This window comes from Streptomyces sp. NPDC020192 (genome assembly GCF_044388685.1).
Lineage (GTDB): Bacteria > Actinomycetota > Actinomycetes > Streptomycetales > Streptomycetaceae > Streptomyces.
The window spans coordinates 346,840-371,857 of the sequence record NZ_JBIRXG010000005.1 but is presented as its reverse complement, the minus strand read 5'-3'; the positions used below and the strand labels follow the sequence as shown (position 1 = coordinate 371,857).

Genomic DNA, 25,018 nt, shown 5'->3' with positions numbered 1-25,018 from the left:
GGGCCGGTCAGAAGACCGACTCGGCCTCGTCCATCCGGTCCTTCGGGACCGTCTTCAGCTCGGTGACCGCCTCCGCGAGCGGCACCATCACGATGTCGGTGCCGCGCAGCGCGGTCATCCTGCCGAACTCGCCCCGGTGCGCGGCCTCCACCGCGTGCCAGCCGAAGCGGGTGGCCAACACCCTGTCGTACGCCGTCGGCACACCGCCACGCTGGACGTGGCCGAGGATGACTGGCTTGGCCTCCTTGCCGAGGCGCCGCTCCAGCTCGTAGGCGAGGGCGGTGCCGATGCCCTGGAAGCGCTCGTGGCCGTACTGGTCGATCTCGCCCTTGCCGTAGTCCATGGTGCCGTCGGCGGGGTGGGCGCCCTCGGCGACGCAGATGACGGCGAACTTCTTGCCGCGGGCGAAGCGCTCCTCGACCATCTTGATCAGGTCGGCGGGGTCGAAGGGGCGCTCGGGCAGGCAGATGCCGTGGGCGCCGGCGGCCATGCCGGACTCCAGGGCGATCCAGCCGGCGTGCCGGCCCATGACCTCGACGACCATCACGCGCTGGTGGGACTCGGCCGTGGTCTTCAGGCGGTCCATGGCCTCCGTGGCCACGCCGACGGCGGTGTCGAAGCCGAAGGTGCGGTCGGTGGAGGAGATGTCGTTGTCGATGGTCTTGGGGACGCCCACGACCGGGAGGCCGGCGTCGGAGAGCATGCGGGCCGCGGTGAGCGTGCCCTCGCCGCCGATCGGGATCAGCGCGTCGATGCCGAACTCCTCGACCATGTCGGCGGCGCCCTCGCAGGCCTCGCGCAGCCGGTCGCGCTCGAGCCGGGAGGAGCCGAGGATCGTGCCGCCGCGGGCCAGGATGCCGCTGACGGCGTCCAGGTCGAGGGTGCGGTAGTGGCGGTCGAGCAGGCCGCGGTAGCCGTCCTCGAAGCCGATGACCTCGTCGCCGTACTGCGCCACCGCGCGGTGCACGACCGACCGGATCACGGCGTTCAGGCCGGGGCAGTCGCCGCCTGCGGTGAGAACTCCGATGCGCATCGTGCTGTGTCTCCTGCTCGCTGTCGGTTACCGGTGAGCCAGTGCCGATTGTTCCACGTCCGCCGGGGCATTGAGCCACTTGACGGGCGCCTTATCCGGCACCAGGGGTATTGTCAAGAGGGTTCTGCTCACCTTGGTGGGCGATTTTTATGCCGCCGAGGCGACATACGACGCATGAGGAACAAGAGGAACGGAGTGGACGCGTGACGCGCAGCGTGTACGTGACCGGGATCGACCGCGGTGACGGCCGCCAGGTCGTGGAGCTGGGAGTCATGGAGCTCCTGACCCGGCAGGTCGACCGGGTGGGGGTCTTCCGTCCGCTCGTGCACGACCGACCCGACCGGATGTTCGAGCTGCTGCGCTCGCGCTACCGGCTGTCCCAGGACCCGGCGACGGTCTACGGCATGGACTACCACGAGGCGTCCGCGCTCCAGGCCGAGCAGGGCACCGACGAGCTGGTCTCCGCCCTCGTCGACCGCTTCCACCTGGTGGCCCGGGACTACGACGTCGTCCTCGTCCTCGGCACCGACTTCGCCGACACCCAGCTGCCCGACGAGCTGTCGCTGAACGCCCGCCTCGCCAACGAGTTCGGCGCCTCCGTGATCCCGGTGGTCGGCGGCCGCAAGCAGACGGCCGAGTCCGTGCTGGCGGAGACGCGGAACGCCTACCGCGCCTACGACGGGCTCGGCTGCGACGTGCTCGCCATGGTCACCAACCGGGTGGCCCGCGAGGACCGCGACAAGATCGCCGAGCGGCTCGCGAGCCGGCTGCCGGTGCCCTGCTACGTCGTCCCCGACGAGCCCGCGCTGTCCGCGCCGACCGTCTCCCAGATCGCCCACGCCCTCGACGCCAAGGTGCTGCTGGGCGACGACTCCGGGCTCGCCCGGGACGCGCTGGACTTCGTCTTCGGCGGTGCGATGCTGCCGAACCTGCTCGGCGCCCTGACCCCCGGCTGCCTGGTCGTCACCCCGGGCGACCGCGCCGACCTGGTCATCGGCTCGCTGGCCGCGCACAGCGCCGGCACCCCGCCGATAGCCGGTGTGCTGCTCACCCTGAACGAGGTCCCGCGCGACGAGATCCTCACCCTCGCCGCCCGCCTCGCCCCGGGCACCCCGGTGCTCTCGGTCAGCGGCAACAGCTTCCCCACCGCCGAGCAGCTGTTCTCGCTGGAGGGCAAGCTGAACGCGGCCACCCCGCGCAAGGCGGAGACCGCGCTCGGCCTGTTCGAGCGGCACGCCGACACCGCCGAGCTGGCCGCGCGCGTGAGCGCCCCCAGCAGCGACCGGGTCACCCCGATGATGTTCGAGCACAAGCTGCTGGAGCAGGCCCGCTCCGACAGGCGAAGGGTCGTACTCCCCGAGGGCACCGAGGAGCGGGTGCTGCACGCGGCCGAGGTGCTGCTGCGCCGGGGCGTGTGCGACCTGACCCTGCTCGGCCCCGCGGACCAGATCCGCAAGAAGGCCGCCGACCTGGGCATCGACCTCGGCGACACCCAGCTGATCGACCCGGCCACCAGCGAGCTGCGCGACGCCTTCGCCGAGAAGTACGCCCAGCTGCGGGCCCACAAGGGCGTCACCGTCGAGCTGGCCTACGACGTCGTGTCGGACGTGAACTACTTCGGCACCCTGATGGTCCAGGAGGGCCTGGCCGACGGCATGGTCTCCGGCTCCGTGCACTCCACGGCCGCCACCATCCGGCCCGCCTTCGAGATCATCAAGACCAAGCCCGAGTCGTCGATCGTCTCGTCCGTCTTCTTCATGTGCCTGGCCGACAAGGTGCTGGTTTACGGCGACTGCGCGGTCAACCCGGACCCGAACGCGCAGGCGCTCGCGGACATCGCCGTCCAGTCGGCGGGTACGGCCGCGCAGTTCGGCGTGGAGCCGCGGATCGCCATGCTGTCGTACTCCACCGGTACGTCGGGCTCGGGCGCCGACGTCGACAAGGTGCGCGAGGCGACCGAGCTGGCGCGCTCGCGGCGGCCCGACCTGAAGATCGAGGGGCCGATCCAGTACGACGCGGCCGTCGAGCCGTCGGTCGCGGCGACCAAGCTGCCGGAGTCCGATGTGGCCGGGCAGGCGACGGTTCTGATCTTCCCGGACCTCAACACAGGCAACAACACGTACAAGGCCGTGCAGCGCTCGGCCGGCGCGATCGCCGTCGGACCGGTCCTGCAGGGTCTGCGCAAGCCGGTCAACGACCTGTCCCGGGGCGCGCTCGTCCAGGACATCGTCAACACCGTCGCCATCACGGCGATCCAGGCCCAGACGCCCGCCAACTGACCACAGAGAGCAACCGAATCACCGTGGCTGAAAATCTCGCGGCGAGCCGCGTCCTCGTCCTCAACTCCGGCTCCTCGTCGGTGAAGTACCAGCTGCTCGACATGAGCGACGCCAGCCGGCTGGCCGCCGGCCTGGTGGAGCGCATCGGCGAGCAGACCTCCCGGCTCAAGCACACCTGCCTCACCACCGGCGAGACCCGTGAGCACACAGGGCCCATCGCCGACCACGACGCCGCGCTCAAGGCGGTCGCCGTGGAGCTGGGCCGGGACGGCCTGGGCCTGGACTCGCCGGAGCTGGCCGCCATCGGGCACCGGGTGGTGCACGGCGGGATGTTCTTCACCGAGCCGACCGTCATCGACGACGAGGTGATCGCCGAGATCGAGCGGCTGATCCCGGTCGCCCCGCTGCACAACCCGGCCAACCTCACCGGTATCCGCACCGCGCGGGCGCTGCGCCCGGACCTGCCCCAGGTCGCCGTGTTCGACACCGCGTTCCACACGACGATGCCGGAGTCCGCGGCGCGTTACGCGATCGACCCGAAGATCGCCGACCGGCACCGGATCCGCCGCTACGGCTTCCACGGCACCTCGCACGCGTACGTTTCCCGGGAGGCCGCGCGGCTGCTGGGCAAGGACCCGTCCGAGGTGAACGTGATCGTGCTGCACCTGGGCAACGGCGCCTCGGCCTCGGCGGTGGAGAAGGGCCGCTGCGTGGACACCTCCATGGGGCTGACGCCGCTCGAGGGGCTCGTGATGGGCACGCGGTCCGGTGATCTGGATCCGGCCGTCATCTTCCATTTGACGCGCGTTGGCGGAATGTCCATGGACGAGATCGACACTCTTCTCAACAAGAGGAGCGGTCTGTTCGGCCTGTGCGGGGACAACGACATGCGGGAGATCCGCCGCCGGATCGACGAGGGTGACGAAGAGGCGGCGCTCGCCTTCGACATTTACATTCACCGGCTCAGGAAGTACATCGGCGCTTATTACGCCGTACTGGGCTCGGTGGACGCGGTCGCGTTCACGGCCGGTGTCGGGGAGAACGCGGCGCCGGTGCGCGAGGCCGCGATCGCGGGCCTCGAGGGGCTGGGCCTCGCGGTCGACCCGGAGCTGAACGGGGTGCGAGCGGACGGGGCCAGGCTGATCTCTCCGAAGGATGCGCGTGTCGCGGTCGCGGTGGTACCGACGGATGAAGAACTGGAGATCGCGACCCAGACCTACGCACTGGTCGGAAAGAACAACTGAATAGCACCTGAGCGGTGTGGCACTCATTTGTATCTTCCGCCAGACGGAATATTCCGTAGCGAAACAAACCGATAGGATCGCCCCATGCGCCGTTCGAAAATCGTCTGTACTCTCGGCCCCGCGGTCGACTCCCACGAGATGCTCGTCGCCATGATCGAGGCGGGCATGAATGTGGCCCGGTTCAACTTCAGCCACGGCACCCACGCCGAGCACCAGGCGCGGTACGACCGCGTCCGGGCCGCCGCCAAGGAGACCGGCCGGGCCATCGGCGTCCTCGCCGACCTGCAGGGCCCGAAGATCCGCCTGGAGACCTTCGCCGAGGGTCCGGTCGAGCTCGAGCGCGGTGACGAGTTCGTCATCACGACCGAGGACGTCCCGGGCGACAAGCACATCTGCGGTACGACGTACAAGGGCCTGCCGGGCGACGTCTCGCGCGGCGACCAGGTCCTGATCAACGACGGCAACGTCGAGCTGAAGGTCGTGGACGTCGAGGGCCCCCGGGTGAAGACGATCGTCATCGAGGGCGGTGTCATCTCCGACCACAAGGGCATCAACCTGCCCGGCGCGGCCGTCAACGTGCCCGCGCTGAGCGAGAAGGACGTCGAGGACCTGCGCTTCGCTCTCCGCATGGGCTGCGACATGGTCGCGCTGTCCTTCGTCCGGGACGCCAAGGACATCCACGACGTGCACCGCGTCATGGACGAGGAGGGCCGCCGGGTCCCGGTCATCGCCAAGGTGGAGAAGCCGCAGGCGGTGGAGAACATGGCGGACGTCGTCGCGGCGTTCGACGCCGTGATGGTGGCCCGCGGTGACCTCGCCGTCGAGTACCCGCTCGAGAAGGTCCCCATGGTGCAGAAGCGCCTGATCGAGCTGTGCCGGCGCAACGCCAAGCCGGTGATCGTGGCGACCCAGATGATGGAGTCGATGATCACCAACTCCCGCCCGACCCGCGCCGAGGCCTCCGACGTGGCCAACGCGATCCTGGACGGCGCGGACGCGGTCATGCTGTCGGCCGAGTCGTCGGTCGGCGCCTACCCGGTCGAGACGGTCAAGACGATGTCGAAGATCGTCAAGGCGGCCGAGGAGGAGCTGCTGTCGAAGGGCCTGCAGCCCCTGGTCCCCGGCAAGAAGCCGCGCACGCAGGGCGGTTCGGTGGCCCGCGCCGCCTGTGAGATCGCGGACTTCCTCGGTGGCAAGGGCCTGATCGCCTTCACCCAGTCCGGCGACACCGCCCGCCGTCTGTCCCGCTACCGCGCCATCCAGCCGATCATCGCCTTCACCACGGACGAGGCCACCCGCAACCAGCTCACCCTCAGCTGGGGCGTGGAGTCCCACGTCGTGCCGTTCGTCAACACCACCGACGAGATGGTCGACCTGGTGGACCAGGAGGTCGCCAAGCTGGGCCGCTTCGACGCGGGCGACACGGTCATCATCACCGCCGGCTCACCCCCCGGCGTCCCCGGCACCACCAACATGCTCCGCGTCCACCACCTGAGCGCCCAGTCCAACTGAACGTCGCCGTAAGGCGGTTGTACGACGCTGAGGGCGCCCCCCGGGAACAAGGGGGCGCCCTCGGTGTTTCGTCCAGGTGTATGCGGCGTCCTCCGCAGCGAGGTCATGGCGCTCCTTCAGCACCGCGAACTCCGTCTCGGAGGCCCGGCGGACGTGGATTCCACCAAAAGGCCAGGGGCCCCGCCGTGTCCTCGGCGGGGCCCCTGTCTTGCGGCTCCCGAACGGGTTTGTGAGACCGGTCAGCCGGTCGTGTACACGTGCATGCCGGGCACGTGCAGGTTGCCGCCGAACTGGGCGGCCTGGACCACCTTCACGTTGGTGAAGTAGATCAGCGGGATGTTCAGCGGGGGCGGGCTGGAGGGGCTGAACGTCACGGGGATCAGTCCGAACAGGTTGCCCGAGATGCTCTCCGTGTACATCGTCGTGGAGCCGCCCGTGATGGTGGACGTCGACCCCTTGGACGCCTGCACGTGGTAGGTCTTGCCGGACAGCTTGTCGTTCACCAGCTGGTGCAGGTCCCCGATGTCCGTGCCGCCGGAGATGACGTACTTCAGCACCTTCTTCGTGGTGCCGCCGGCCGTCTTCACCTCCACGATGCCCTGGTAGTCGGCGCCCTTGAGCAGCAGCGAGCTGGCGTTGAGGTACCAGGGGTCGTCCGCCACCGGCAGCTTGTTGTCGACGCCGCTCTGGTCGGTGGTGGCCGCCGGGCAGTTCTCCGCCGCGGTGCTGGAACTCGCGGACGGGCTCGGGGTGGCCGACGCGGTCGCGTCCTTCGCCGCCTTGGCCGTGTCGTCGACCGTCTTGGACACCGTGCCGGTGGTGTTCTTCACCGTGTCCCCGACCGTCTTGCCGACCGTGGAGACGGTGTCCTTGACCGTGTCGGTGGCCTTCGAGCCGGAGGAGCTGGAAGACGACGCGTCCGGCTTCGACGACTCGCTCGCCGACGGGGACGCGGACGGCGTCGGGCTCGCCGTCGAGCTGCCGGAGTCCGAGCTGCCGACGCCGAGGATGCCGCCGAGCGTGTTGCCGATGGTGTCCAGCAGCCCGCCGCCACTGGTCTTGGACGCGGACGGTGACGGCGACGGCGAGGCCGTGCCACTGCCCGAACCCGAGGAACCCGAACCCGAGGCACCGGATCCCGAACCCGAGCCGGAGGACCCGGAGCCGGAGGACCCCGAGGTCGCGGTCGGCTTCGGGGTCGCCTTGTCGCCGGAACCTGAATCCGACGAAGAGGACGAGCCGGAGTCCTTGGACGTGGTGCCCTTGCTCGCCGACGGCGACGGCATGGCCGAGTCGGACGCGCTCGGCGAGGCGGACGGCGACGGCGAGGCCGAGCTGTCCTTGCCGTCGACCTGCTTGACGCAGTTCTTGTACTCGTCGGCCGTCAGGCTCTTCGACGTGGTCGACGGGGACGGGCTGCTGCCGTTGCCGGCGGCGAGCGCCAGCGTGGACGTGAAGCCCATGCCCATCAGCACCGCGGTCGGCATCGCCACGGAGGCTATCGCCTTGCCGGCCGGCATGTGGAACCTGGTGAACAGCGGCTTTCTGGGTGCCGCGTGGCGGGGCCCGGTTCTCGCGCGGGACCCGTCCACATCGGTCCCGCGGGTCACCTCGTCAGCCGGCACTGTGCCTCCCGTTCGCCCCGTTGGCCGGGCTCGTTCCTGACAGGTCGTTCGACTCACTCACCGGATCCGTGCCCTGGTGCGGCAGCCTGGGCTGCACGGCCTCGGGAGCACCGCCCTCGCCCGGCACGGCCGTGGCCGGCGGCTGCGGCTCCTGCTGCTTGCCCGGCGCCCAGGCGATGGCCATGGCCCCGCCGATCATCGAGAGCAGGAAGCCGACGATGAAGCCCCCGATGTTGGACATCGGAATGGACACCAGCGCCAGCAGAATCGACGCGACGCCCGCGAAGACCCGGATGTGCTGCTGGAACCAGAGGGTGATGCCGAGCACGATGAGCAGCACACCGATGATCAGGGAACTGGAGCCGCCGGGTGTCCCCATCGTCATCGTGAGGTGGCCCAGCTGCAGGTGTGCGTACGGGAAGTACAGGATGAGAAAGCCGCCGAGCACGACGAACAGCCCGGCCCAGAACGGACGGGCGCCCCGCCAGGCGCGGAACTGCAGCCTCCGGCGGGTGAACTGGCCGGATGCGGCGGCAGGAGTCTCGGCGCTCATGGAAAACAGCTCCCTGGTGCGGCGTTGCTGTGGTGGTGATGTGTGCCGCGCGTGAAGACGCGCGGCCGATGAGGGAACGGGCGGGGGCGCCGTCGGCTCCCCCGCCCGTCACCGAGTGCCTAGTAGCACTCGATTCCCTTGCCCGAGCCCGTGTGCAGCGACATGTGCAGACCGCTGAGCTTGAACGTGCCGGCGGTGGTGGCCCACGCCGTCTGCTGAACGTTGGTCAGGTCCGCAGAGTCCGCCTGCTGGGCGAAGCCGTACGGGTTGGCCTGCTCGCCCCCGCCCTTCATGCCCGGGCCCTTGCCGCCCTTGGCCTTGGCGGTGTCACCCGCGGCCACACCGATGTCGATGTTGTTGAACGTCGCGTCGGCGTTCAGGTCGTCGACGTCGATGTAGAGGTTGTGGGCCTGGACCTTGTCGTGCCCGGGACCACCGGCCTCCAGCCGGAGCGTGACCGAACCGAAGAACGGCACGTCCGGGGTGACCACGGACTGGCACATGTTGGTGATCGTGGCGTCTTGGAACGACGAGACGGCGACCGGGTGGGCCGTCTTCTTCCCGTCGAGCGTGTAGCCGCTGTCGATCGCTCCGTACTGTGCGAAACCCTCGCCGTGGAGGCTGTCGGCAGTCACCTTGAACTGCTGACCCGAAACGCTGAACGAGGCAGCGAGAGCGCCCTGCGCGAGGGCGACACCTATCGCGGCCGTCGCGGCGACGCTGGGCACCATGACCACAGCGAACCGCTTCCATCTGGTCCCGCCACGCACCTGGGACTCCATATTTCCTCCTTCTCGGACGTACATCTCCTGGCCCGGAAGCGCCGTGATGGACGGCTCGGCCGGGCAGGGATGGGAGAAGTGCTACGTCCTCGGAAGGGGAGCGCCCGCGCTCGGAGGCGCGAACCGCGCCCGAATCACCGGCGATCACCCCCGAGCGACAACCACTGGTCGCGCCTGACACGCATCACGCACAACCTTTCCGGACAGGCTTCGCCGGCCGGCGAAGACCCCCCTGCCCAAGAGCCGGCGCCACTGCCGCCGGCTCTGCTCGGTGGGGACCCAGAGTCTCCCTTGACCCGACCGGCTGTCGGGGTACGGGAATGGACCGAGCGTGGCCGATCGTGGTGCATTCTCGCGCCGGGCACAAGGGGCTTCGTTACTGGGTAGTAACGGCCGGATAACCGGAGGACGACCGACCGATCTCGGAGCGCAACACACGGTCGCAACCGTGGGCAGAGCAAAGCCGTTGATCCGTGGACGAAACCAGACAGATCAACGGCCCTGATTTACTCGGAGTAACAGCAACCGCGATGACCAAGATTTGGTAAAGCGCGGTTGCCCTGACGCCTCGTCGGCAAATCTTTCACCCCGGCATCACAAGCCGTGGCGTTTAGTGACTGGTCAGAACAGCGCCCGCGCCAGCGCCCTGCGCGCCCCGACCACGCGCGGGTCGTCGGGACCCACGACCTCGAACAGCTCCAGCAGCCGCAGCCGCACCCTGTCCCGGTCGTCACCGGCCGTGCGCCGCACGGTGTCGATCAGCCGCCCGAAGGCGTCCTCGACATGCCCGCCCACCAGGTCCAGGTCGGCCGCGGCGATCTGCGCGTCGGCGTCGGCCGGCCCGTCGGCGGCGTCCTGACGCACCTTCTGCGCATCGAAGCCCTGCACCCGCTGGAGCAACTCGGCCTGCGCCAGACCGAGTTTGGCCTCGGGATGGGCGGGGTCGTCGGCCAGCACGTTCTTGTACGCCTGGACGGCACCGGCCAGGTCACCGGCGTCCAGGGCGTCGGCGGCGGCGTTCAGCGCCGCGTCGTACGGCCCCGCCTGCTCCTGCGCGGGCGCCTGGCCCGGCTCGGCGTCCGGGTCGACGGTCAGGCCGGTCAGCCCGAACCGCTGCTCGGCGACCTGCACCAGCTGGTCCAGGGTCTGCCGGATCTGCTGCTCGGCGGCCGCGCCCTGGAACAGCGGCAGCGCCTGCCCGGCGACGACGGCGAACACCGCCGGGATGCCCTGCACCCCGAACTGCTGCATCAGCATCTGGTTGGCGTCGACATCGATCTTGGCGAGGAGGAAGCGCCCGTTGTACTCGACGGCCAGGCGCTCCAGCACCGGGCTGAGCTGCTTGCAGGGCTGACACCACTCGGCCCAGAAGTCGATGACGACCGGCACCTCGGCGGAGCGCTGGAGGACATCCCTCTCGAAGCCCGCCTCATCGACGTCGATGACGAGATCGCCCGGGGCGACCGCCCCCGTGCCGCCCTGGCGGGCGGCCTCGGCGCGCGTCTGCTCGGCCTTGGCCTTGGCCTCCTGGGCCGCCTTCACCGCGGCGAGGTCGACGACGCCGCTCATGGACATGTTCCGTGGCTGCATGCGTCTATCCTCCCCCGTCACCGCGCCGGAATGAAAAAGTCGTGCGCCGGGGCGCCGGGTCCCCACCCCACGCCTCGTTTCGCGCCCGTGTACGTCCGTCACGAGCAGTCTCCGAGCTTTCGCTACGACCCGTAGCGTAATGCCATGCGGGGTCCCCGCGACACCACACCCCGGTGATCTCCCTCACGACACCACAGGACCCGCCCGTTATGGTCGGGGGATGCAGAGCCGCACCCCCGCCAGCCGTACCGGACGCCCGCGCAGCGCCGAGGCGGACGCCGCGATCCTGGCCGCGACCCGGGAGGCGCTGGTGGAGCTGGGCTGGTCCAAGCTCACCCTGGGCGACGTGGCGACCAGGGCCGGGGTTGCGAAGACGACCCTCTACCGCCGCTGGGCCGGCAAGAACGAACTCGTGGTCGATGCGGTGGCGGAACTCTTCGACGAGCTGGAACTGCCCGACCGCGGCAGCCTGGCCGCCGACATCGAGGGCGTCGTCCTGCAGTTCGCGGCGATCCTCGCCCGTCCGGAGGCCAAGAGCGGCCTGATGGCGGTGGTCGCCGAGGCCACCCGCGACGACGCCCTGCGCGAACGCATCCGCCACTCCATCGTGCAGCGCCAGATGCGGCTGGTCCTCCAGGGCCGCGCGCGGGCACAGAAACGGGGCGAACTCCCGCCGGAACCCGATCCGCGAGAGGCCGCCCGCACGGTGGACCTCATCTTCGACGTGGTGGCGGGCGCGGTGGTGCACCGCACCCTGGTGAGCGGCAAGGCGGCGGACGAGGAGTGGGTACGCAGCTTCACCCGCGTGCTGCTGAGTGGCCTGGCCTCGTCCGCCTGACCTCGCTCAGAACCCGGCAGGCTCCGTGTACACCCCCCACTCGTCCCGCAGCACCCCGCAGATCTCGCCCAGCGTCGCCTCGGCGCGTACGGCGTCCAGCATCGGCTCGATCATGTTGCCGCCCGACCGGGCCGCTCCCAGCATGGCGTCCAGCGCGGAGCGCACCGCGGCCTCGTCCCGCGCCCCCTTCCGCTCGCGCAGGATGCGTACCTGCTCCCGCTCCACCTCATGGCTGACCCGCAGGATCTCCAGGTCCCCGGTCACCGACCCGGTGTGGACGTTGACGCCCACGACCCTCTTGTCGCCCTTCTCCAGGGACTGCTGGTAGCGGAAGGCGGACTCGGCGATCTCGCCGGTGAACCAGCCGTCCTCGATGCCGCGCAGGATGCCGGAGGTGATCGGCCCGATCGGGTGCCGCCCGTCCGGGTGAGCCCTGAGGCCCCGCTCCTTGATCTGGTCGAAGATCTTCTCGGCGTCCGCCTCGATCCGGTCGGTGAGCTGCTCGACGTACCACGAACCGCCCAGCGGATCCGCCACGCCCGCGACCCCGGTCTCCTCCATCAGCACCTGCTGGGTGCGCAGCGCGATCTCCGCCGCCTGCTCGCTCGGCAGCGCGAGGGTCTCGTCCAGGGCGTTGGTGTGCAGCGAGTTGGTCCCGCCGAGCACGGCGGCCAGCGCCTCCACGGCCGTACGCACCACGTTGTTGTACGGCTGCTGTGCGGTCAGCGAGACACCGGCGGTCTGCGTGTGGAAGCGCAGCCACTGCGCCTTGTCGGACCGGGCGCCGTAGACATCCCGCATCCAGCGGGCCCAGATGCGGCGCGCGGCACGGAACTTGGCGATCTCCTCGAAGAAGTCGACGTGCGCGTCGAAGAAGAAGGAGAGGCCGGGCGCGAACACGTCCACGTCCAGGCCGCGCGAGAGCCCCAGCTCCACGTACCCGAACCCGTCCGCGAGCGTGTACGCCAGCTCCTGCGCGGCCGTCGAGCCCGCCTCACGGATGTGGTAGCCGGAGACGGACAGCGGCTTGTAGGCGGGGATGCCGGCCGCGCAGTACTCCATGAGGTCGCCGATCAGGCGCAGATGGGGCTCGGGCTGGAAGAGCCACTCCTTCTGCGCGATGTACTCCTTGAAGATGTCGGTCTGGAGCGTGCCGTTGAGGACCGACGGGTCCACGCCCTGACGCTCGGCGGCGACCAGGTACATGCAGAAGACGGGTACGGCGGGCCCGCTGATGGTCATGGAGGTGGTGACGTCGCCGAGCGGGATGTCCTTGAACAGGACCTCCATGTCGGCGGCGGAGTCGATGGCGACCCCGCAGTGCCCGACCTCGCCGAGCGAGCGCGGGTCGTCGGAGTCGCGGCCCATGAGCGTCGGCATGTCGAAGGCGACGGAGAGCCCGCCGCCGCCGTTGCCGAGGATCATCTTGTACCGCTCGTTGGTCTGCTCGGCGTTGCCGAACCCGGCGAACTGCCGGATCGTCCAGGTACGGCCGCGGTAGCCTGTCGGATGGAGCCCGCGTGTGAAGGGGTACTCCCCGGGCCAGCCGATCCGCTCGAATCCCTCGTACGTGTCCCCCGGCCGGGGTCCGTAGACCGGCTCCACGGGATCACCGGAGAGCGTGGTGAAGTCAGCGTCCCGCTTACGGGCCGCGTCGTAGCGGGCCTGCCAGCGGCGGCGGCCCTCCTCGATGGCGTGAGCGTCCATACCGTCAAATTTACTTGGACGTCCTAGTAAATGTCGATGGCGGACCGCCGTACGCACTCGTACGGCGGTGGAGCCGCCCGGCGCCTCAGGCCTTCGCGGCGACCGGGGCCGGGTCGCCGACCTTGGCCGCCAGCTCGCGGCTGATCCTGCGCTCGACGAAGAACGCGGCCGTGGGAATGGTGCCCGCGAGCAGCACCCACAGCTGCCGGCCGACCGGCATCTTGGCCTTGGAGCCCAGGTCGAAGGCGACGACGAGGTAGACGACGTACAGCCAGCCGTGGGCGATGGCGACGACCCGGGTGACGTCGGCGGCACCGCTGATGTCCAGCCCGTACTTCGCGATCATGCTCAGACAGAGGAGCACCAGGAGGATACCGGTGGTGTAGGCCATGACGCGGTAGCGGGTCAGCACGCTCTTCTTCATGGAGTCGAGCGTAACCACCCGTTCCGGGAGATCTTGGCCGGGGTCAGCCCTCGTCGAAATCGTGTGCCGCGATCCGCAGCGGGCGGAACATCGCGAAGATCTCCTTGCACTCCTCCGCGTCGTACACCCCGAGCCCGAAGTCCATGGCCATCAGGTCGCGGGTGGCCGCGTCGACCACCTCGCGCCCCTTGTCGGTGATGACGGCGAGCGTGCCTCGCCCGTCGTTGGGATTGGGCCGCCGGGCCACCAGACCGGACTTCACCAGCCGGTCCACGGTGTTCGTCACGGACGTGGGATGCACCATGAGCCGCTCACCGATCTTGGACATCGGCAGTTCACCGGCCTTGGAGAAGGTGAGCAGCACCAGGGCCTCGTAGCGCGCGAACGTCAGTTCGTACGGCTTGACCACCGCGTCCACCTCGGCCAGCAGGATCTGCTGGGCCCGCATGATCGAGGTGATCGCGGCCATGGACGGCACGTTTCCCCAGCGCTGCTTCCAGAGCTCGTCGGCACGGGCGATGGGGTCGAAGGGGAGGCTGAGAGGCTTGGGCACGTCATCAGACCCTACCGGCCGGTCATATTCCGGGCAGCCCCGTCTCGGCTATCGGTCGCCTCCCGTTTCTCCGTCGGTCACCTCCCGTCTCCGCCGGCCACCTCCTGCCCCTCGGTCGCCCGGGCGGCGACGGCCAGCGCGCAGCAGCACAGCACCCCCGCCACCCCGGCCCCGGCGACGGCCGTGCGCACTCCCACCGCCTGAGCCGCCACCCCGGCCAGCGCCATGCCCACGCCCTGGACGGTCATCAGCCCGGCGCTGAGCACGGTCATGGCCCGCCCGCGCAGCTCCTCGGGCACGGCCCGCACGAACCACTGGTCCAGGCCCAGGGTGTACGCCGACCCCGCCCCGGACACCAGCAGGAGCAGCAGGGACGCGAGGAGCCCGGGGCGCAGGGCGAAGCCGAGGTAGGGAAGGAGGGTGAGGCAGACGAGCGGGAGCGCCACGCGTTCGCGGACCGGCGGCTTCAGCCGTGCCCCGGCGAACAGCTCGCCGGCCACCGTGCCGACGGGCAGCGCGCACATCAGCAGGCCGAGCCCGGCGGACCCGCTGCCGAGCACGTCGGCGTACGGCGCGGCCAGCGCCTCGGGCACGACGGAGAAGGCGGCCGGGATCCAGAGCAGCAGGAGCAGCACGCGGATCCGCCGGTCGGCGAGCAGCCGGCGCAACCCCGGCGGGGTCTCACCGTCGCCGTGCCGGGTGCGGGCGGGGCGGTGCCTGGTGCCGCAGCGGAGCAGGGCGGCGGAGGCGAGGAAGGTGCAGACGGTGATGAGGAGGGCATGGCGTGGGGCGACGACCGTGAGGAGGAGCCCGCCGAGGCCGTAGCCGACGAGCAGGGCGCTCTGGGCAACGATGCGCAGCAGGGAGCGGCCGAGCACGAACAGGTCGCCGTCGCCGAGGACGTCGGCGAGGGTGGCCATGCGGGTGCCGGCGAACACCGGGGAGACGACGGCGAGCGCGCAGCGCAGCGCGAGCAGCACGCCGATTCCGGTGCCGGGGACGGTCATCAGGGCCACGCAGCCCGCGCACACCAGATCGCAGACGACCAGTACCCGCCGGGCGGGGAAGCGGTCGGCGACGGGGGCGAACAGGGTGCCGCCGACGGCGTACGGCAGGAAGCCCAGGGCGAAGGTGAGCGCGCTGAGCAGAGGTGAGCGGGTGAGGTCGTAGACGAGGACGGACAGCGCGATCTCGCTGACGATGACGCCGAGCATGGACAGCAGGTGGGCGGCGAAGACGGCCCGGAACTCGGGCACGGCGAAGACACGGCCGTAACCGGCGGGCGCCGGGGCCGTCTGCGGTGGTGCGGACATGCGGGGAGCGTGCCTGGGGCGGGCGGGAGGACATAGGGTTTCGCCTCCAGCCGAATGTTCGAGGGGGTAGGGGTGCCGTCAGTTCTGCATTTCGGCGACGAGGACTTCCTGCGCTGCCGGTTCGCGATCTCGCCGATCTGGGAGACGCAGGAGGCCGTACGCACCCTGAAGCGCACGGACCGGCACGGCTATCACGCGCCCTGGCTGCGCCGGATCCGCGAGGCGGCGGCCGGACTGGACCTGGGCCGGCTCTGGCTGCTGATGCCCCGCCGGGGGCACTCGCCGGACTGGCTGGGGCCGCCGCCGCTCGGTCCGGCGGCGACGTTCGAGGAGGAGATCGCGGCGGTACGGGCGTCGGACCCGGAGGCGGCCCGCGAGGACACCGCGCTCTCGCTGGCCTGCACGCCGGGCGCGCTCCAGTCGCCGCACGGGCGGGCCTGGCTGGCGGATCCGGCGCGGATGATCGCGGAGCTGGCGGACGCCATGGAGGAGGCCTGGCAGGTGCTGATCGAGCCGGACTGGCTCCGGCTGCGGGCCCTGCTGGAGGCGGACGTGGCCTTCCACTCACGCCGGCTGGCCGAGGTGGGCCTGGGCACGCTGCTGCCGGAGCTGGACCCGAGACTGTCCTGGGACGGCCGCACACTGACACTGGCCCTGCACTTGGAGTACGCCCGCGACCTCGCCGGTCAGGGCCTGGTCCTGATGCCGAGCGTGTTCTCCTGGCCGGACGTGATCACCGGCTTCGAGCCCCCGTGGCAGCCGACCCTGGTGTACCCGGCGCGGGGTCTGGCGGGCCTGTGGACGGACCCGGGCGAGCGTACGACCGAGTCCCTGGTACGGCTCCTGGGCCGCAACAGAGCCGAGATCCTGAGCGCGCTGGCCGAACCGGCGACCACGTCGGCTCTGGCCCACCGCCTGGGCCTGGCGCCGTCGTCGGTGTCGTCCCATCTGACGATCCTGCGGGACGCGGGCCTGCTCATGTCACGGCGGTACGGCCATCAGGTGCTGTACGAGAGGACGCCGTTGGGGGTGGCACTGGCCGCCGGGGTCTGAACGTCGTCCACCCGCGCACACCGCCGTGCGGCGGGCGTTCCCGCGAGCGGCGCCTTGAAAAGGGCGAGGGAGATGGCGACCACCATCACCAGCGGACACAGATAGGCCACGGTGTCCGCGAACGGCCCGAACAGCCGGAGCAGCGACTCCTGCCCCAGCCCGGTCACACACACCGTGAGGATCACCGCACGGACCACCAGCTCCGCGACCCAGTGGGCCAGGGCGCGCTCAGGAGTGATGCCCCGCTCCCGCCACAGCCGCTGCCGGTCGAGGGACCAGGCGGCCGCCCAGCCGGTCAGCGGCCGCAGGAGCGGCAGGGCGGCGCGGGTGTGTCTCCCTGTGCCGAGACTCATGGTGTTCCCCCAGGTCAGAACGTGCTCTGAAATGATCGATCAAAGCATCGACAGGGGAACGTACACGCTAGGGGCGACCGCTCAAAACGAGGGGTCGGCTAGCCGGCGAGGTGCCGTTCGACCGTCTCCACCTTGGAGGTGAGGCCGTCGGTCACGCCGGGGCGGATGTCGGCCTTGAGGACGAGCGACACGCGCGGGGCGCGCTCCTCGACGGCGGCGACGGCACGCTTGACGACGTCCATGACCTCGTCCCACGACTCGCCCTCGATGGAGGTGAACATGGCGTCGGTGCGGTTGGGCAGCCCCGACTCGCGGACCACGCGGACGGCGTCGGCGACGTACTCCCCGACGTCCTCGCCGACGCCGAGGGGCGTCACGGAGAAGGCGACGATCATGCGCTCACGACCCCTTCCTTGCGGGCGCGGGCGGCGATGACCTCGTCCTCGGCGGCACGCTTCAGCTTGCGCTCGGCGAAGAAGCCGCCGGTGGGCAGCACGGACAGGACGAAGTACAGGGCGGCGGTCTTCAGCGGCCACTTGGTGCGGTTCCAGGCGTCCGCCCAGAAGATCACGTAGAGGACGAACAGGACCCCGTGGATCGCGCCCATGACGGGGACCGCGTTGAAGTCCGTGGTCCGCTTCAGCACCGAGCAGACGAGCAGGATCAGGAAGGACACGGCTTCCGGGGCCGAGACCAGGCGGAGGCGGCGGAGGGCGGTGGCGGTCTTGATGTCCACAGGTCACCTTCGGGGGGAGAGACGTCCACGGTTTGTGAACGCAAGCACAAACGTCCCGCCATTGTGGCAAACGGCCGCCCTAGGGGTCCGCTCAGGGTCGGTGTCCACCCACGGGCCCTGTTCCGTCCACCCGCGCCGCCGCTACTTTCGCTTGCGTGGCGATGTTCCGACTTCAAGGCAGCAAGGTGCTCGCCGTCGACATGACCGGGGACGCCGTGAAGGCGAAGAACGGCTCGATGGTCGCGTACGACGGGCAGATGGCGTTCAAGAAACTGACGGGGGGCGGTGAGGGGCTGCGGGGGATGGTGACCCGCAGACTCACCGGCGAACAGATGACGGTGATGGAGGTGAAGGGGCATGGGACCTGCTGGTTCGCGGACCGCGCCTCGGAGATCAACCTCGTGAGCCTCCAGGGGGACAAGCTCTACGTCGAGTCGAGCAATCTGCTCGCGACGGACGCCGGGCTCAGAACGGGCACGACCTTCACCGGGCTGCGCGGTGCCTCGCAGGGCAACGGGCTGTTCACGACGACCGTCGAGGGGCACGGGCAGGCGGCGCTCCTGTCCGACGGGCCGGCGGTGGTGCTGCGCGTGAGCCCGCAGTACCCGCTGATCGTGGACCCGGGTGCCTACATCGCCCATCAGGGCAATGTCCGGCAGTCCTTCCAGTCCGGTGTGACGTTCCGCACGTTCCTCGGGGAGGGCGGCGGCGAGGCCTTCCAGATCCGGTTCGAGGGCGACGGACTGGTCTATGTGCAGCCGAGCGAGCGGAACACGATCGCGGGGGATCTGTAGAGATGGCGTTCCGGGAGATCAACTCCAAGATGGTCGAGGCGACCGTGGTGCCGGGGCAGCGGCTGTTCAGCCAGCGCGGGGCGATGCTCGCGTACCGGGGGGATGTGTCCTTCACACCCAACCTCCAGGGCGGCCAGGGCGGCCTGATGTCGATGGTCGGGCGCCGGGTGACGGGGGAGGCGACCCCGCTGATGACGGTCGAGGGCAGCGGCACGGTGTTCTTCGGGCACGGCGGCCATCACGTGCACGTCATCCACCTCACGGGCGACACCCTGTACGTCGAGGCCGACCGGCTGCTCGCCTTCGAGGGCACGCTGCGGCAGGGGACGATGTTCATGGGCTCGCAGGGCGGGGTGATGGGCCTGGTCCGGGGCCAGGTCACCGGTCAGGGCCTGTTCACCACCACCCTCCAGGGGCAGGGCTCGGTCGCCGTGATGGCACACGGCGGCGTCTTCGAGATCCCGATCACCCCCCAGCACCCGGTCCACGTCGACCCGCAGGCGTACGTCGCCCACCACGGCGAGGTCCGCAACAAGCTGTCGGCCGCGCTCGGCTGGCGCGACATGGTGGGCCGGGGCTCCGGCGAGGCCTTCCAGCTGGAGCTGAGCGGCAGCGGCACGGTGTTCGTCCAGGCCTCGGAGGAGAAGCTGTGAGCACGTACGGAGTCCCCGGCGGCCCGGTGGTGTACGACCCGATGACACTGCCCGCCGACGACAACGTCAACAAGTACACGTTCTGCGTGGAGCTCAAGAGCGGGCAGTGGTTCCTGCAGAAGGGGAAGATGATCGCCTACTACGGGGCGATCGAGTTCAACGGGATCGGGCACGGGCGACTCGACCGGATTGTCCGTACCTCGTTCCATTCGCCACTGCACGCGAGCGACTGGGTCGTGGCACAGGGCTCGGGCAAGATGCTGCTCGCCGACCGGGCCTTCGACGTCAATTCGTACGACCTCGACGACGGGAACTTGACCATTCGCGCGGGCAACCTGCTCGCTTTTCAGCCAAGTCTCGCGCTGAAGCAATCGATCGTGCCAGGTTTTCTGACCCTTATCGGAACCGGAAAGTTTGTCGCCGCATCTAACGGTCCGGTGGTGTTCATGGAACCTCCGATCCGGGTCGACCCGCAGGCGCTCGTCGGGTGGGCCGACTGTCCGTCACCGTGCCATCACTACGACCACGGGTATCTGACGGGCCTACTGGGCGGTCTACGTGCGATGACGGGCTTCGGCGGGGCCTCCGGCGAGGAGCACCAGTTCGAGTTCGTGGGCGCCGGGACGGTGCTTCTGCAGTCCTCGGAGAGCCTCATGGAAGAAGTGGCGACGGGGGTTGTTCCGTCCGAACCGGGGGTACCCGGGGGTGGCACTCCGGGTCCGGCCGGACACGGTCCGCAATCATCCGGGGCACCGCGCCTTCCCGGACAGCTGGGAGACCTCCAGCGTCGCTTCGGGCTGTGAGCGGTAGTCTGCGGAGTGTGACATCGAACGCGTGCGCACTGTCACACCATCCGAAGTAGTTCGTCATTCAACTTCTTAGGTAGACTTCATTCATGGAGACCGAGACGGCCACGCGCTGGCTGACCGATGCGGAGCAGTGCGCCTGGCGCACCCACCTGGAGGTCAACAGGCTGTTGACGTATCAGCTGGAGAAGGATCTGCAGCCGTTCGGCCTGACTATGAACGACTACGAGATCCTCGTGAACCTCTCCGAGTCGGACGACGTACGGATGCGGATGAGCGACCTCGCCTCCGCGACCATGCAGTCCAAGAGCCGGCTCTCGCACCAGATCACGCGGATGGAGAACGCGAACCTGGTGCGCCGCGAGAACTGCGAGTCCGACCGGCGGGGGCTGTACGCCGTGCTGACCGAGCATGGCATGGAGACGATGCGCAAGGTCGCGCCGCACCATGTGGCTTCGGTGCGGCGCCACTTCATCGACCTGCTGTCGCCAGAGGCATTGACCGAGCTGGACAAGGGCCTGAAGCCGATCGCCGAGCACCTCAGAGGGCAGCGGGGGCGTCCGTAGCCCGGTGTGTCGCGACGGCCGAGGGGCCGACGGCGCTGATCAGCGCCACTCCCCCGGCCAGCACGAAACACACCCCCAGCGGTACCCGGCCGATCAGCAGGCCTGTCAGCAGCACTCCCGTTGAACTCCCCGCGTTCACCCCGGTGTTGACCCAGGCGCCCGCCTGCGTGCGGGCGCCTGGCGCTGCCGACTCGTCAGCCAGCAGATACGCCGTGGTCAGCAGGGGGGCGATGAACGCGCCGGCGCAGGCCATGACCGCCGTGAGGGTCCACAGGCCGGGGGCCAGGGCGCCCGTGGCGATCGCCAGGCCGAGGCCCGCCGCGAACCAGCACAGCCGTACCCGCGCCGGCGCCCGCCACCGCACCGCCCCGTTGGCCAGGCCGCCCACCGCGCTGCCCGCCGAAAGCGCGCCCAGCACCCAGGGCACCAGGCCGGTGTCGTAGGAGTGCTGTGTGGCGAAGGCCATCGCCAGCAGGTCCACGGCGCTCAGCGCCAGTCCGGCGCCCGTGGCCACGGCGACCGGGATCAGCAGGCCGTGAACCACGCCGCGCCGCTTGCCGCGGGACACGTGACGCGGGCCCGGCAGCCCCGGGGACCTGACGAAGACGCAGGTTCCCGCCACGATCAGGACCGCGCTCAGCAGGATCCCGGACGCCGGCGGGGCGAAGCCCAGCAGCGCGCCGACCAGTGCCGGACCGGAGACGTACAGCAACTCCTCCGCGACTCCGTCCAGGCTGTACGCGCGGGCCAACATGCCGGGCTCCGGAGCCAGTTCGGCCCACAGGGCGCGCATCGTCGGCCCCAGCGGCGGTGCACACGCGCCGGCGAGGGCGGCGGCCATCGCGATGAGCGCCGCCGGTGCCCCCGGACGCCAGGTCAGGGCGGCCAGGACGCACAGCAGGGTGCCGTAGAGCGCCGCCATGGGCAGCAGGGCGCGGCGCGGGCCGTGGCGGTCGATCAGGGCGGCCCGGAACGGCATCAGGAAGACCGTCGTGGCGCCGAACAGGGACATCACGGCGCCGGAGACGGCGTAGGACCCGGTGGCCCGGGTGACGGACAGCAGGAGGGCCAAAGAGACCGTGCCGTAGGACAGCCGGGCCGTCAGGGCGGAGGCGAAGGCACGGCGGGCGTGCGGGACGCGCAGGACGGCGGCGTACGAGGGCCGCGCGGGGGCATGCGTGGACATGCGGAAGTTCCTCTGGTGAAGGCGGAAGAGGGGACACCGAAGGACGCGAGGGCCGGTCGTACATGGCCTCGCGATCCGGTGCGCGCTCTACGCCAGGGAGAGGAACATGTCCGTCAAGTTAGCAGCCGGATCGCCGAGTTGGCGACCGGTCAGCCCTCGGCCGACCTCGCCACCAGTCCGTCGACGCCCAGCCCTCAGGCAGCCGCCCGGCCGACGACCCCTGAGCCCTGGGCCAGGCCCACCACCAGCTCGTCAACGCCGACGCACACCGCCGGCACCCTCAGGCAGCCGTCACCCCGGCACTCGCCCCACACATCGCCCGGGCGGCGAACCCTCGGCCCTACGTCAGGCCCGCCGCCAGCTCGCCCGCGCCGACGCGCTCCGGCAGCCGTCGCCGGGGGACTCGTCCGGTGAGTCGCCCGGCCGGCGAACCCTCAGCCCTGGGTCAGGCCCGCCACCAGTTCGTCCGCCGCGCGGTACGGGTCCAGTTCGCCCGCGACGATGCGTTCCGCGAGGGCGCTGAGGCGGCGGTCGCCGTGCAGGTCGCCGATGCGTTCACGCAGGGCCGTGACCGCGATGGTCTCCACCTCGCGGGCCGCCCTCGCCTTCCGGCGCTCCGTCAGGACGCCTCGCTCCTCCATCCAGGCCCGGTGCTTTTCCAGGGCCTCGACCACCTCGTCCACGCCCTCCGCACGGGCCGCCACCGTCTTCACGATCGGCGGGCGCCAGTCACCCGGGCCCCGGGCCTCGCCCAGGCCCAGCATGTGGTTCAGCTCGCGGGCCGTCGCGTCGGCGCCGTCCCGGTCGGCCTTGTTGACGACGTAGACGTCGCCGATCTCCAGGATGCCCGCCTTGGCCGCCTGGATGCCGTCGCCCATCCCGGGGGCCAGCAGGACGACCGACGTGTCCGCCTGGGAGGCGATCTCCACCTCCGACTGGCCCACACCCACCGTCTCGACCAGGATCACGTCGCAGCCCGCCGCGTCCAGCACGCGGATCGCCTGCGGGGCCGCCCAGGCCAGGCCGCCCAGGTGGCCGCGCGTGGCCATGGAGCGGATGTAGACCCCGGGGTCGGAGGCGTGGTCCGACATCCGCACCCGGTCGCCGAGCAGGGCGCCGCCGGAGAACGGCGAGGACGGGTCGACGGCCAGGACGCCGACCCGCTTGCCCTGCTTGCGGTACGCCGTGACGAGCGCGGAGGTGGAGGTCGACTTGCCGACGCCCGGCGAGCCGGTCAGGCCCACCACGTAGGCGTTGCCGGTCAGCGGGGCCAGTGCCGCCATGACCTCCCTGAGCTGCGGGGACGCCCCCTCCACCAGGGAGATCAGCCGGGCCACGGCCCGCGGCCGGCCTTCCCTGGCCAGGGCCACCAGAGAGGAGACGTCCTGCATCAAACAGCTCCGTTCAGTTCATCGACGTACAGACCTGCACAAGGGGGTTGCTTACGCCTTCGGTACCCGCACGATCAGGGCGTCACCCTGGCCGCCGCCACCGCACAGCGCGGCCGCGCCGATCCCGCCGCCGCGCCGCTTGAGCTCGAGCGCCAGGTGGAGCACCAGACGGGCGCCGGACATGCCGATCGGGTGGCCCAGGGCGATGGCGCCGCCGTTGACGTTCACCTTTTCCGTGGACACGCCGAGGTCCTTCATTGACTGCACGGCGACGGCGGCGAAGGCCTCGTTGATCTCGATGAGGTCCAGGTCGCCGACCGACAGGCCGTCCTTCTTCAGGGCGTGCTGGATGGCGTTGGAGGGCTGCGACTGGAGGCTGTTGTCCGGGCCGGCCACGTTGCCGTGCGCGCCGATCTCGGCGAGCCACTCCAGGCCCAGCTCCTCGGCCTTGGCCTTGCTCATCACGACCACGGCCGCCGCACCGTCCGAGATCTGCGAGGAGGTACCGGCCGTGATCGTGCCGTCCTTCGTGAACGCCGGGCGCAGCTTGCCCAGGGACTCCACGGTGGTGTCGGCGCGGATGCCCTCGTCCTTGCTGAAGAGGACGGGCTCGCCCTTGCGCTGCGGGATCTCCACGGGAGTGATCTCGGCCTCGAACAGGCCGTTCTTCTGCGCGGCGGCGGCCCGCTGGTGGGACAGGGCGGCCACCGAGTCCTGCTCCGCGCGGCCGATGCCGAGGCGCGAGTTGTGCTTCTCCGTCGACTCACCCATCGGGATGTTCTCCCACGGGTCGGTCAGGCCGTCGTAGGCCATCACGTCGAGCATCTCGATCGCGCCGTACTTGAAGCCCTCACGGGACTTCGGCAGCAGGTGCGGGGCGTTGGTCATGGACTCCTGGCCGCCGGCCACCACGATGTCGAACTCACCCGCGCGGATCAGCTGGTCGGCGAGCGCGATGGCGTCGAGGCCGGACAGACACACCTTGTTGATGGTGAGCGCCGGGACGCTCATCGGGATGCCGCCCTTGACGGCTGCCTGACGTGCCGGGATCTGCCCCGCCCCGGCCTGGAGCACCTGCCCCATGATCACGTACTGCACCTGGTCGCCACCGATCCCCGCACGGTCGAGGGCGGCCTTGATCGCGAGGCCGCCGAGGTCGGCCGCGCTGAAGGACTTGAGGGAGCCCAGGAGTCGTCCCATGGGCGTGCGCGCGCCCGCGACGATCACGGAGCTGGTCGTTCCAGAAGGCATGAGCTGCGATCCCCTTACCGGCCTGCACAGCCGAGGAGTGAACGAGGGTTTACTTCGAATGTACTGAGTGGCACTCCGTGCCGTCATCGGGCCGTCGGTGTGATCGCGCGCACGTTGCGTAACCATCCGCCGGGCGCTCCACTGAATCCATGCTGACGCGAATCGACCACATCGGGATCGCCTGCCACGACCTCGACGCGACCATCGAGTTCTACCGGGCCACGTACGGCTTCGAGGTGTCCCACACCGAAGTCAACGAGGAGCAGGGCGTGCGCGAGGCCATGCTCAAGATCAACGGGACGTCGGACGGCGGCGCCTCCTACCTCCAGCTGCTGGAGCCGACCCGCGAGGACTCCGCGGTCGGCAAGTGGCTCGCGAAGAACGGGGAGGGCGTCCACCACATCGCCTTCGGTACGGCGGACGTGGACGGGGACGCGGCGAGCATCCGCGGGAAGGGCGTACGCGTGCTGTACGACGAGCCCCGGCACGGCTCGATGGGATCCCGGATCACCTTCCTGCACCCCAAGGATTGCCACGGGGTCCTGACAGAACTGGTCACTTCGGCCCCTGTTGAGTCCCCTGAGCACTGACTGCCGTACATAAGGGCCGGTAGGGTTGGGGGCGGTCGTCCCCACACGCGGGGGACGACCAGATGCCGGGGTCCGGGTTTCGGGGGACGAGCGTCGGGGCGGCAGCCCGTGCTCCGCCGTTGATCTGACACCATTCCCCGGGGGCCCCGTTCGGCGGATGGACGGAGCTCGTTGCAGAAGCTGACC

Annotated in this window: 25 protein-coding genes; 10 read left to right on the top strand and 15 right to left on the bottom strand. The window is 70.2% G+C overall.

Translation table 11 applies throughout. The annotated features are described in order from the left end of the window. Positions 1–7: 7 nt before the first annotated feature. Positions 8–1,033, bottom strand: coding sequence for an ATP-dependent 6-phosphofructokinase (locus ACH47Z_RS13565; RefSeq protein ID WP_399073380.1), 1,026 nt, complete (start codon positions 1,031–1,033; stop codon positions 8–10). A gap of 203 nt (positions 1,034–1,236) precedes the next feature. On the opposite strand from ACH47Z_RS13565, the gene pta reads away from it, so the two are divergent. The 3 genes from pta (at position 1,237) to pyk (ending at position 6,068) form a co-directional block, all read left to right on the top strand. Beyond that, the gene (gene pta, locus ACH47Z_RS13560) at positions 1,237–3,312 is read left to right on the top strand and encodes a phosphate acetyltransferase (RefSeq protein ID WP_399073379.1); all 2,076 of its coding nucleotides are present in this window, start codon (positions 1,237–1,239) and stop codon (positions 3,310–3,312) included. 23 nt (positions 3,313–3,335) lie between these two features. Beyond that, positions 3,336–4,556, top strand: coding sequence for an acetate kinase (locus ACH47Z_RS13555; RefSeq protein WP_399073378.1), 1,221 nt, complete (start codon positions 3,336–3,338; stop codon positions 4,554–4,556). A gap of 84 nt (positions 4,557–4,640) precedes the next feature. Then, the gene (pyk, locus tag ACH47Z_RS13550; protein WP_399073377.1) at positions 4,641–6,068 is read left to right on the top strand and encodes a pyruvate kinase; all 1,428 of its coding nucleotides are present in this window, start codon (positions 4,641–4,643) and stop codon (positions 6,066–6,068) included. Positions 6,069–6,307: 239 nt separating this feature from the next. Here pyk and ACH47Z_RS13545 read toward each other — a convergent pair whose 3' ends face one another. From ACH47Z_RS13545 to ACH47Z_RS13530, 4 genes are all read right to left on the bottom strand, one after another. Then, positions 6,308–7,693 (bottom strand): hypothetical protein, encoded by a 1,386-nt coding sequence (locus tag ACH47Z_RS13545; RefSeq protein WP_399073376.1) that lies wholly within the window; start codon positions 7,691–7,693, stop codon positions 6,308–6,310. Continuing rightward, positions 7,683–8,246 carry a DUF6114 domain-containing protein gene (locus tag ACH47Z_RS13540; protein WP_399073375.1) on the bottom strand — a complete coding sequence of 188 codons (564 nt, stop codon included), beginning with the start codon at positions 8,244–8,246 and terminating at the stop codon, positions 7,683–7,685. Before ACH47Z_RS13540 ends, ACH47Z_RS13545 begins: the two co-directional genes overlap by 11 nt. Positions 8,247–8,365: 119 nt before the next feature. After that, positions 8,366–9,028: a DUF6230 family protein gene (locus ACH47Z_RS13535; protein ID WP_399073374.1), complete on the bottom strand. Its 663-nt coding sequence runs from the start codon at positions 9,026–9,028 to the stop codon at positions 8,366–8,368. A gap of 621 nt (positions 9,029–9,649) precedes the next feature. Further along, entirely contained in the window at positions 9,650–10,618 is a 969-nt protein-coding gene (locus ACH47Z_RS13530; protein WP_399073373.1) for a tetratricopeptide repeat protein, read from the bottom strand. Between the two features lie 220 nt (positions 10,619–10,838). Between ACH47Z_RS13530 and ACH47Z_RS13525 the strand changes: the two genes are divergently transcribed. Then, positions 10,839–11,456 (top strand): TetR/AcrR family transcriptional regulator, encoded by a 618-nt coding sequence (locus ACH47Z_RS13525; protein WP_399073372.1) that lies wholly within the window; start codon positions 10,839–10,841, stop codon positions 11,454–11,456. Positions 11,457–11,462: 6 nt separating this feature from the next. On the opposite strand, the gene ACH47Z_RS13520 is transcribed toward ACH47Z_RS13525, so the two are convergent. From ACH47Z_RS13520 to ACH47Z_RS13505, 4 genes are all read right to left on the bottom strand, one after another. Continuing rightward, positions 11,463–13,163 carry a methylmalonyl-CoA mutase gene (locus ACH47Z_RS13520; protein ID WP_399073371.1) on the bottom strand — a complete coding sequence of 567 codons (1,701 nt, stop codon included), beginning with the start codon at positions 13,161–13,163 and terminating at the stop codon, positions 11,463–11,465. An 85-nt stretch (positions 13,164–13,248) separates the two neighbouring features. Beyond that, entirely contained in the window at positions 13,249–13,587 is a 339-nt protein-coding gene (locus ACH47Z_RS13515) for a DUF3817 domain-containing protein (RefSeq protein ID WP_399073370.1), read from the bottom strand. Positions 13,588–13,630: 43 nt separating this feature from the next. Then, positions 13,631–14,140, bottom strand: coding sequence for a MarR family winged helix-turn-helix transcriptional regulator (locus ACH47Z_RS13510; protein WP_399073369.1), 510 nt, complete (start codon positions 14,138–14,140; stop codon positions 13,631–13,633). A gap of 77 nt (positions 14,141–14,217) precedes the next feature. Beyond that, positions 14,218–15,453, bottom strand: a complete 1,236-nt coding sequence (locus tag ACH47Z_RS13505; RefSeq protein ID WP_399073368.1) for an MFS transporter — start codon at positions 15,451–15,453, stop codon at positions 14,218–14,220. A gap of 72 nt (positions 15,454–15,525) precedes the next feature. Here ACH47Z_RS13505 and ACH47Z_RS13500 point away from each other — a divergent pair, with 72 nt between their 5' ends. After that, a complete protein-coding gene (locus tag ACH47Z_RS13500; RefSeq protein WP_399073367.1) occupies positions 15,526–16,506 on the top strand; it encodes a DUF5937 family protein in 981 nt (326 codons plus the stop codon). Here ACH47Z_RS13500 and ACH47Z_RS13495 read toward each other — a convergent pair. The 3 genes from ACH47Z_RS13495 to ACH47Z_RS13485 all read right to left on the bottom strand — a co-directional run bounded on the left by ACH47Z_RS13495 (position 16,452) and on the right by ACH47Z_RS13485 (position 17,595). Further along, positions 16,452–16,859 carry a hypothetical protein gene (locus tag ACH47Z_RS13495; protein ID WP_399073366.1) on the bottom strand — a complete coding sequence of 136 codons (408 nt, stop codon included), beginning with the start codon at positions 16,857–16,859 and terminating at the stop codon, positions 16,452–16,454. The two genes, ACH47Z_RS13500 and ACH47Z_RS13495, sit on opposite strands and share 55 nt — an antisense overlap. Positions 16,860–16,957: 98 nt before the next feature. Continuing rightward, complete coding sequence (locus ACH47Z_RS13490; protein WP_225099559.1) at positions 16,958–17,254, bottom strand: MTH1187 family thiamine-binding protein; 297 nt, start codon at positions 17,252–17,254, stop codon at positions 16,958–16,960. Further along, a complete protein-coding gene (locus tag ACH47Z_RS13485) occupies positions 17,251–17,595 on the bottom strand; it encodes a DUF3817 domain-containing protein (RefSeq protein WP_399073365.1) in 345 nt (114 codons plus the stop codon). The genes ACH47Z_RS13490 and ACH47Z_RS13485 overlap by 4 nt, the downstream gene beginning before the upstream one ends. A gap of 161 nt (positions 17,596–17,756) precedes the next feature. Here ACH47Z_RS13485 and ACH47Z_RS13480 point away from each other — a divergent pair, with 161 nt between their 5' ends. The 4 genes from ACH47Z_RS13480 (at position 17,757) to ACH47Z_RS13465 (ending at position 20,414) form a co-directional block, all read left to right on the top strand. After that, the gene (locus ACH47Z_RS13480) at positions 17,757–18,389 is read left to right on the top strand and encodes an AIM24 family protein (RefSeq protein WP_399073415.1); all 633 of its coding nucleotides are present in this window, start codon (positions 17,757–17,759) and stop codon (positions 18,387–18,389) included. 2 nt (positions 18,390–18,391) lie between these two features. After that, positions 18,392–19,042, top strand: a complete 651-nt coding sequence (locus tag ACH47Z_RS13475) for an AIM24 family protein (RefSeq protein WP_399073364.1) — start codon at positions 18,392–18,394, stop codon at positions 19,040–19,042. Then, a complete protein-coding gene (locus ACH47Z_RS13470; protein ID WP_399073363.1) occupies positions 19,039–19,845 on the top strand; it encodes an AIM24 family protein in 807 nt (268 codons plus the stop codon). The genes ACH47Z_RS13475 and ACH47Z_RS13470 overlap by 4 nt, the downstream gene beginning before the upstream one ends. A gap of 92 nt (positions 19,846–19,937) precedes the next feature. After that, the gene (locus tag ACH47Z_RS13465; protein ID WP_399073361.1) at positions 19,938–20,414 is read left to right on the top strand and encodes a MarR family winged helix-turn-helix transcriptional regulator; all 477 of its coding nucleotides are present in this window, start codon (positions 19,938–19,940) and stop codon (positions 20,412–20,414) included. Here the strand turns inward: ACH47Z_RS13465 and ACH47Z_RS13460 are convergent. The 3 genes from ACH47Z_RS13460 to ACH47Z_RS13450 all read right to left on the bottom strand — a co-directional run bounded on the left by ACH47Z_RS13460 (position 20,389) and on the right by ACH47Z_RS13450 (position 24,242). After that, positions 20,389–21,600, bottom strand: a complete 1,212-nt coding sequence (locus ACH47Z_RS13460) for an MFS transporter (RefSeq protein ID WP_399073360.1) — start codon at positions 21,598–21,600, stop codon at positions 20,389–20,391. The genes ACH47Z_RS13465 and ACH47Z_RS13460 overlap by 26 nt on opposite strands. Positions 21,601–22,034: 434 nt before the next feature. After that, a complete protein-coding gene (meaB, locus tag ACH47Z_RS13455; protein ID WP_399073359.1) occupies positions 22,035–22,991 on the bottom strand; it encodes a methylmalonyl Co-A mutase-associated GTPase MeaB in 957 nt (318 codons plus the stop codon). A 51-nt stretch (positions 22,992–23,042) separates the two neighbouring features. Beyond that, positions 23,043–24,242, bottom strand: coding sequence for an acetyl-CoA C-acetyltransferase (locus ACH47Z_RS13450; RefSeq protein WP_399073358.1), 1,200 nt, complete (start codon positions 24,240–24,242; stop codon positions 23,043–23,045). Positions 24,243–24,391: 149 nt separating this feature from the next. Here ACH47Z_RS13450 and mce point away from each other — a divergent pair, with 149 nt between their 5' ends. Further along, the gene (mce, locus tag ACH47Z_RS13445; protein WP_399073357.1) at positions 24,392–24,832 is read left to right on the top strand and encodes a methylmalonyl-CoA epimerase; all 441 of its coding nucleotides are present in this window, start codon (positions 24,392–24,394) and stop codon (positions 24,830–24,832) included. The last annotated feature ends 186 nt before the right edge of the window (positions 24,833–25,018 follow it).